The 242-nt window shown below is 39.7% G+C and carries 1 protein-coding gene; it reads left to right on the top strand.

Features of this window, described 5'->3' with window-relative positions; translation table 11 throughout:
- The coding region (locus tag AB4486_RS24835) for a hypothetical protein (RefSeq protein ID WP_372119357.1) at positions 1-231 on the top strand (231 nt) is incomplete at its 5' end.
- Between the last annotated feature and the right edge of the window lie 11 nt (positions 232-242).

Below are 242 nucleotides of genomic sequence, written 5' to 3'. Positions count from 1 at the left end.
GAGGTAGAGCTTTGGGTTGCAAATCTATTTCTCAATCGTGTCTTAAACAATGAACATTTTGTTAATGACAAGAATTCCTGTCGGTTGAATAAACAAGGACAACAGGTTTTTTATCGCCAGTGGCATCGTTTTTGTGTTGAACACCGTATGCAAGTGAATCGTGTTGCCCGGCTAACGAGAAAGCAAATTGATAGGGAGTATCGGAATGGCAAAGCCACTATGGTTGATTAGTTATGATGTTT

Origin of the sequence: Vibrio sp. 10N.222.55.C6 (assembly GCF_041473395.1) — a bacterium.
GTDB lineage: Bacteria > Pseudomonadota > Gammaproteobacteria > Enterobacterales > Vibrionaceae > Vibrio > Vibrio crassostreae_C.
This window is presented reverse-complemented; position numbering and strand designations above follow the sequence as displayed.